We start from the raw sequence: 6682 nt of genomic DNA on the forward strand, positions 1-6682 counted from the left end.
AGATATAAAGCATATAAGAAACTGATACTATAGATTGCCAAAGCTTGAATATTAATATTTATTATTGCAGATTTTATAATTAATCCGAACAGCATTAATCTAAAAAAACCGAAGTAAATGCTAATAATATTATTACCTTTCACGGATTGCGCCCATACACACGCCTCAATTTTGATTAGCAAGGGGGTTGGTGTGGATGGACTATATATCCGAAATATTGGGGCACGCTGATACTAGTGTTACTTTAAGAGTTTACGTCCATCTGCTGAAAGATAAACGCGAAGCTGATAACCAAAAAGCATTAAATGTGATTGATAATTTTTAAATGACGCTCAAAGCCTTGTTGCATGGGCGTTTCTTTGGATTAATTTTGTGTGGTTTTTGTGTGGTAAAAATATTTTTACTTTGACACGGGTTCAATCATTGATATATCAACGTTTCAAAGCAAAACAAAAACCGCAACCCCTTAGTTGGATTGCGGTTAAATATGGCTAAAATGTCGCAGGTGAGATTCGAACTCACGACCTACGGTTTAGAAGACCGTTGCTCTATCCAGCTGAGCCACTGCGACAAACAAGTATTATTATAAAGTACAATAACAGTACTTGTCAATATTTTTTTAAAATCGTTTCAGATATTGTTCTCTTTCCCATTCAGAAACAGTTTGCCGATAAGCTGACCACTCTAATTCGCGTGAATCAACAAAACTCTTATATAAATGTTCACCCAAAGATTCGACTACAACTGGATCCTGTTTTAAAGCTTTGATAGCATTATGCAAAGTTGAAGGCAAATCATAAATTTTATTAGCATGACGTTCTTCTTCAGACATTGTATAAATATTGCGATTCACTGGCGGTACTGGTAACTTTTGTTCTTTAATCCCCTGTAATCCACAACTCAAAATTGCTGCAATAGCTAAATATGGATTAGCAGTTGGATCCACATTACGCATTTCCAAACGAGTTCCATTCTTTCGAGCCATCGGAATACGAATCAACGGTGAACGATTTTTTCCAGACCAAGCAATGTAAACTGGCGCCTCAAAACCAGGAACTAAGCGTTTATATGAATTAACTGTTGGATTATTAATAGCTGTTAAGCCGCGTGAATGCTCCATTAATCCATTCAAAAAATACATCATTGTTCGAGATAATTGATTATCAGTCTGCGGATCGTAAAAAGCATTGCCCCGTTCATTAAATAGAGACATATTAATATGCATCCCTGACCCATTGATTCCTTCTAAAGGTTTAGGCATAAAGGTTGCATGTAAGCCGTGTTTGCGGGCGACCGTCCGTACAACCAATTTAAAGGTTTGAATATTATCAGCAGCTTCAATAGCATCAGTATATTTAAAATCAATTTCATGCTGACCTGGAGCAACTTCATGGTGACTAGCCTCAACTTCAAAGCCCATTTTCTCTAATTCTAGAACAATATCCCGACGACAATTTTCTCCTAAATCCACCGGTTCAAAATCAAAATAGCCGCCATTATCATTCAAGTTGAGTGTCGGTTGTCCCTGTTCATCTAACTTAAATAAAAAGAACTCTGGTTCAGGACCAATATTAAAAGTTGAATACCCAGCTGCATGCATTCTTTTAACAATTCGACGCAAATTATTACGAGGATCTCCAGCAAATTCTTGACCATCTGCTGTATGAATGTCACAAATTAAACGTGCAACTTTACCATGTTCAGCACTCCAAGGGAAAATCAACCAAGTATTTAAATCAGGATAAAGCAACATGTCGCTTTCTTCAATTCGAACAAATCCATCAATTGAAGAACCATCTAAAGTAGCTTTATTAGCCAAGACCTTATCTAATTGATCAATTGGCAATTCTACATTTTTAATAATTCCATTAATATCTGTAAACATTAACCGTAAAAATGCAACATCTTCTTCTTGAACAATTTTGCGAATATCCTCAGCAGTATACTTGCTTGCAGCCATAAAATTATTATCTCCTAATTAGTATAAATTATTCGAATCATGGGTATCCCAGCGGCCAATTCGTAACATTTCCTGACTAAAAATCTTCCGCGCAGTAGTATCACTAATCTCTGTTGTCTTCTTAGTAAAGCGCTGTTTAAGCATTACCCGTTGCACTTGTGCCATAGTCATACCAGAACTCAAATAGTCCTTAATATCTAATAAACAATCAACATCGTTTAATGAATAGAGGCGCTGATTACCTGCACTACGTTTAGGATGAACCAGATCAAATTGTTCATAATATCGTAATTGACGGGCGGAAAGTCCTGTCAACTTAGCAGTTGTACTAACGGGTAAAATAGCAAGATTTTTACGAATTTGCTTTTCTTCCATACCTTGACCTCGAACATAAATTCAATATAACAATTCTTGGCAATAGCGTCAACGTTTCATGTAAGCTTTGCTGACATCTACTGCAAAATATCTGCGCATGCATGCGCAACTGCAATTCGAACATGCGCATAAGTAAGTCCACCCTGTAAATAAATCGCATAAGGAGGCCGCACAGGTCCATCTGCTGATAATTCAATCGTTGAACCCTCTACAAACGTTCCAGCAGCCATCACAATAGGATCTTCATAACCGTCCATTGGACTGGCTTCTGGAGTTACAAATGAATCAATTGGAGAATATTTTTGAATTGCGCGTGCAAATTGAACCATTTTTTCCGGACTTTTTAAAATAATAGTTTGGATTAAATCTGTTCGGGGTTCATTCCACTTAGGGGTTACTTCAAAACCTAATTTTTCTAAGAGCGCCGCCGCAAAAATAGCTCCCTTAATGGCATTAGCCGTTGCTTGAGGCGCTAGGAAAAAGCCTTCAATCATCCCCCGTAAATAATTGCCAGTAGCCCCTTCATGGCTGCCAATTCCAGGTGCAGTTAAGCGGATAGCAGCGCGCTCAATCAAATCGCTTCTGCCAGCTAAATACCCCCCAGTAGTAGCAATACCCGCGCCCGCGTTCTTAAATAAAGAACCCGCAATTAAATCAGCACCAACTTCGGTAGGTTCTTGTTCTTCAGAAAACTCCCCATAACAATTGTCAACAAATATGATAGCTTGAGGTGAAATTTGCTTAACAAAATTAATCATTGTTTTAATTTGAGCGATTGTATAACTTGGACGGACTTCATAGCCTCTGGATCGCTGAATAGCAATGACATCAGGCTGAAAAGTTTTAAGCGTTTGAGTTAAATTTTGAAAATCAACTGCGCCTTGATCCGTTAAGGGCTGATATTGAAATTGAACTCCATATTCTTTTAAAGAGCCAATCTGATTACCAGTAAGCCCAATAACTTCCTGCAAGGTATCATAAGGTTTTCCAGTAATATATAACAATTTTTGTCCAGGTTTTAAACAGCCGTATAAGCCGACCGCAATCGTATGGGTACCAGAAACAAACTGCGGCCGCACTAATGCTGCTTGGCATCCAAATACTTGTGCGTAAACCTTATCTAAGGTATCACGTCCTTCATCAAAACTGCCATAACCTGTAGATCCGTGAAGATGGCTTTCCGCTACTTGTTGAGCCCTAAAAGCTGCTAAAACTTTAGCTTGGTTATTATCCAAGCGCTGATTCATTGCAGCTATCTGGGGCTTAATTTGTTGATCTACTTCTTTAATTGCTTGTTGAATGTTTGAGGGTAAACTTTCTGTCCAATCCATCTTTTACTCCTTAAATTTTTTAATCAAAGCTTTAATTTGCTTAATTTGTTCTGGATGCTGCAAAACATCAAACCAATGCACAGTTAATTGGTGTCGAAAATAGGTTAACTGACGCTTAGCAAAACGACGTGAGTTACGCTTAATTAAATCGACAGCTTCTGTTTTGGAAATCTGACCAGCAAAATAAGGAAATAATTCTTTATAACCAATCCCTAAGGCCGCTTGAGGAACTTGTTGGCGCTTTTGATACAGCCAGTAAGCCTCTTGTTCTAAACCTGCTGTCATCATCAAATCAACTCGCTGATTAATGCGCTGATATAATAAAGTACGCGAAGTGGTGAGTCCAATAATTAAGTAATCAAAATCTACATCATATTGGGGCTGCTGGCTAAATTTTGCACCCGTTAAAGCGCCTACTTCTAAAGCTCGAATCACCCGACGAGTATTTTGGGGGGCAATATTGGCTGCTGCTTGAGGGTCTTGTTGTTGTAACAAATCCCATAAATATTGGGGACCTTTGGTTGTTAAAAGTTGTGTATATTGTTGCCGGAAAGGTTGAAGATGGCTATTTTTACCACCTAAATTTAAATTGTCAACTAGTGACTTAATATAAAATCCTGTCCCTCCCACTATTAAAGGTAATTTTTGCTGCTGATTAATTTGATTAATTAACTGATAAGCTGCCTTTTGAAATTCATAAACAGTAAATTTTTGTTGGACATCACGTATATTAATCAAATAATGTGGAATATCCGCCATTTCCTGTGGTGTGACTTTGGCCGTGCCAATATCTAAATGACGATAAATCTGCATCGAATCCCCCGAAATAACCGCACCATTAAACTGTTGTGCCAGATTAATACTGAGAGCCGTTTTGCCCACAGCTGTGGGACCGATAATAATGACTACACGTTTTTTTTTCAAAATAAAGCTCCTAATAATGAGAAAATTAACAATTATGGTTGAAATTATGACACAGGATGTTGATAATTAACTTGAAAGACATAGAGGAGGTGGATTTTAATGTCACAAAAAAGTGGATTAATTAAAGGTATTGCAATTGGCACTTTAGCAACTGCTGGAGCTATCTTGGGATCAGCTTTAACCTATCGCAAAAAAGTAATTCAACCAGTCAATGATGAAGACGAGCGCATTGAAGCTAATCGCCGACGCGCTAATCGTAAAGCACATTCGGCTCATCACGCCAACTAATTATCCCTATTAAATTACAGATAATATGGTTTTTATTCGTTACTAACACAGGAGCCGGGACAAAATTGTCCCGGCTCCCCCTTTTTATTACCAAGTATTACCATTTAGTATTTTCAAACTTATGTAGTACCTGGATAGTTAAATCGGCCAGTATGCCTCATTAAAGTTTGGTAGTTTTTTTAGTTTTACCTTCCCATTCATTAAAGCCTTTTTCTAGCCATTTAACATCATTAAAACCCCATTTTTTCAATTTTAATGCCGCACGAATACTTAAAGTACTGCCTTGCTCATAGAGATAAACAGGTAAATCCTTACGTAGTTCGGTAGCTAACATTTTCAATTGCGTATAAGGCAGGTTACGAGCGCCTAAAATATGCCCTGCATCAAAGTATTTTTTTTCTCTTAAGTCTATTAATTGAGCTTTACGCATAGTTTCTTCAAACTGGCTATTACTCAAGGCACCGCCTAACTGTTTTGCCCGTAAGCGATAATATAGCCAAGAACCACCATAATAGATTAAAAAAATAGCAATAACAAGTATTAATGAATTTAAAAATGACAAGCTATTCACCCCACGCCTAATTATCTAAGATTAATGATGCTGCGCCAATTACACCGGCCTCATTACCTAAAGTTGCCAGTCTTAAGGATGTTGTGTCTTTAACGGCAGCGAAAACATATTGATTATACTTATCTTGTACATGAGTCAACAAAAACTCTCCGGCATTAGAAACACCGCCACCAATAATAATATATTTAGGATTTAAAGTTACAGCCACGTTACTTAAAGCTAAGCCTAATTGATCAGAAACGGTGTCAATAACTTTTAAAGCCAAGGAATCGTTCTGTTTGGCTAAATCAAAAACATCCTTGGAAGTAATATCATCACCATTGTCTAAACTTGCTTTCAGCTGTGAATTACCGGCATATTCTTGCGCATAATCACGAGCAACTCGGACTACGCCAGTAGCAGAAGCCACAGTCTCTAAACAGCCCCTTTTTCCGCAAGTACATTGATAACCATTAGGATTAATTGTCATATGGCCAATTTCACCTGCAGAACCGCCAACACCATGAACTATTTGACCGTTTACAATAATCCCACCGCCAACACCAGTTCCTAAGGTAACAAAGGCAACATTTGCGGCATTATCACCGGCACCTTGCCAACGTTCTCCTAAAGCGGCAACGTTAGCATCATTTTCAATTTGTACCGGAATATTGGTGCCAGTCTCAATTTGTTGTTTAAGAGCCATTGGGCGATTCCAGTTAAGATTGAAGGCACTGCTGACAGTACCTTGCTGATAATTAACGCTTCCTGGAGTACCAATACCAATACCAGCAAATTGTTGCGGCTGCATTTGATAGAGATCCAAATGATGATTAATACTTTCAATAATATTCGGAATAATATTATTACCATCATTTAAAACATCCGTCTGAATACTCCAGCGTTGCTGAATTTCACCTTGGGATGTCATAATAGCAAATTTAGTTGTAGTACCACCTAAGTCGATACCAATTAATTTTTTATTTTGCTTATCCATCTGCTTTTTTTAACCCTCGCTCTTCAAAGTTATGCTCATGATCTAAGACTAGCTTACAAGTAATAAAAGTAGCTTGATCAATTACTTGTTCATGATACAAACGATCTAATTCAATAGCCATCAATTCAATATCCCAAATTCGCTTACCTAAATGGACATAAATACCGAATTTCTTGAGTACTTGTTGAACATCATACAAGGTTCTAATATTGGTTTCTTTCATGCGCGGATAACTCCTATCCTATACAAAACCACAC

Annotated in this window: 9 protein-coding genes and 1 tRNA gene; 2 read left to right on the forward strand and 8 right to left on the reverse strand. The window is 37.6% G+C overall.

The window, feature by feature from the left end:
• The first annotated feature begins 196 nt into the window (after positions 1–196).
• Positions 197–325, forward strand: a complete 129-nt coding sequence (locus EQ827_RS09140; RefSeq protein WP_258231819.1) for a hypothetical protein — start codon at positions 197–199, stop codon at positions 323–325.
• 172 nt (positions 326–497) lie between these two features.
• Here EQ827_RS09140 and EQ827_RS07320 read toward each other — a convergent pair.
• The 5 genes from EQ827_RS07320 to miaA all read right to left on the reverse strand — a co-directional run bounded on the left by EQ827_RS07320 (position 498) and on the right by miaA (position 4590).
• A tRNA-Arg gene (locus EQ827_RS07320) sits at positions 498–571 on the reverse strand.
• Between the two features lie 48 nt (positions 572–619).
• The gene (glnA, locus tag EQ827_RS07325; RefSeq protein WP_181190348.1) at positions 620–1960 is read right to left on the reverse strand and encodes a type I glutamate--ammonia ligase; all 1341 of its coding nucleotides are present in this window, start codon (positions 1958–1960) and stop codon (positions 620–622) included.
• A gap of 18 nt (positions 1961–1978) precedes the next feature.
• A complete protein-coding gene (locus tag EQ827_RS07330; protein ID WP_181190349.1) occupies positions 1979–2335 on the reverse strand; it encodes a MerR family transcriptional regulator in 357 nt (118 codons plus the stop codon).
• Positions 2336–2412: 77 nt separating this feature from the next.
• Positions 2413–3666 (reverse strand): methionine gamma-lyase family protein, encoded by a 1254-nt coding sequence (locus tag EQ827_RS07335; RefSeq protein ID WP_181190350.1) that lies wholly within the window; start codon positions 3664–3666, stop codon positions 2413–2415.
• 3 nt (positions 3667–3669) lie between these two features.
• Positions 3670–4590, reverse strand: a complete 921-nt coding sequence (miaA, locus tag EQ827_RS07340; RefSeq protein WP_181190351.1) for a tRNA (adenosine(37)-N6)-dimethylallyltransferase MiaA — start codon at positions 4588–4590, stop codon at positions 3670–3672.
• Positions 4591–4689: 99 nt separating this feature from the next.
• Between miaA and EQ827_RS07345 the strand changes: the two genes are divergently transcribed.
• Complete coding sequence (locus EQ827_RS07345) at positions 4690–4878, forward strand: DUF3042 family protein (protein WP_181190352.1); 189 nt, start codon at positions 4690–4692, stop codon at positions 4876–4878.
• Positions 4879–5038: 160 nt separating this feature from the next.
• Here EQ827_RS07345 and EQ827_RS07350 read toward each other — a convergent pair whose 3' ends face one another.
• The 3 genes from EQ827_RS07350 to EQ827_RS07360 are packed head-to-tail and all read right to left on the reverse strand — an operon-like array spanning position 5039 to position 6648.
• Positions 5039–5440 carry a rhodanese-like domain-containing protein gene (locus tag EQ827_RS07350; RefSeq protein ID WP_181190353.1) on the reverse strand — a complete coding sequence of 134 codons (402 nt, stop codon included), beginning with the start codon at positions 5438–5440 and terminating at the stop codon, positions 5039–5041.
• A 16-nt stretch (positions 5441–5456) separates the two neighbouring features.
• The gene (locus EQ827_RS07355) at positions 5457–6425 is read right to left on the reverse strand and encodes an ROK family glucokinase (protein WP_181190354.1); all 969 of its coding nucleotides are present in this window, start codon (positions 6423–6425) and stop codon (positions 5457–5459) included.
• Positions 6418–6648, reverse strand: coding sequence for a YqgQ family protein (locus EQ827_RS07360; protein ID WP_219912671.1), 231 nt, complete (start codon positions 6646–6648; stop codon positions 6418–6420). The genes EQ827_RS07355 and EQ827_RS07360 overlap by 8 nt, the downstream gene beginning before the upstream one ends.
• Positions 6649–6682 lie beyond the last annotated feature (34 nt).

The sequence above is a fragment of the Bombilactobacillus bombi genome (assembly GCF_013607485.1).
Classification (GTDB): domain Bacteria; phylum Bacillota; class Bacilli; order Lactobacillales; family Lactobacillaceae; genus Bombilactobacillus; species Bombilactobacillus bombi_A.

What these genes read in the sequence shown, in the direction of transcription:
- EQ827_RS09140 (WP_258231819.1), top strand. Translation starts at nt 197, where the DNA reads ATGGACTATATATCCGAAATATTGGGGCACGCTGATACTAGTGTTACT.
- glnA (WP_181190348.1), bottom strand. Translation starts at nt 1,960, where the DNA reads ATGGCTGCAAGCAAGTATACTGCTGAGGATATTCGCAAAATTGTTCAA.
- EQ827_RS07330 (WP_181190349.1), bottom strand. Translation starts at nt 2,335, where the DNA reads ATGGAAGAAAAGCAAATTCGTAAAAATCTTGCTATTTTACCCGTTAGT.
- EQ827_RS07355 (WP_181190354.1), bottom strand. Translation starts at nt 6,425, where the DNA reads ATGGATAAGCAAAATAAAAAATTAATTGGTATCGACTTAGGTGGTACT.
- EQ827_RS07360 (WP_219912671.1), bottom strand. Translation starts at nt 6,648, where the DNA reads ATGAAAGAAACCAATATTAGAACCTTGTATGATGTTCAACAAGTACTC.
- EQ827_RS07335 (WP_181190350.1), bottom strand. Translation starts at nt 3,666, where the DNA reads ATGGATTGGACAGAAAGTTTACCCTCAAACATTCAACAAGCAATTAAA.
- EQ827_RS07345 (WP_181190352.1), top strand. Translation starts at nt 4,690, where the DNA reads ATGTCACAAAAAAGTGGATTAATTAAAGGTATTGCAATTGGCACTTTA.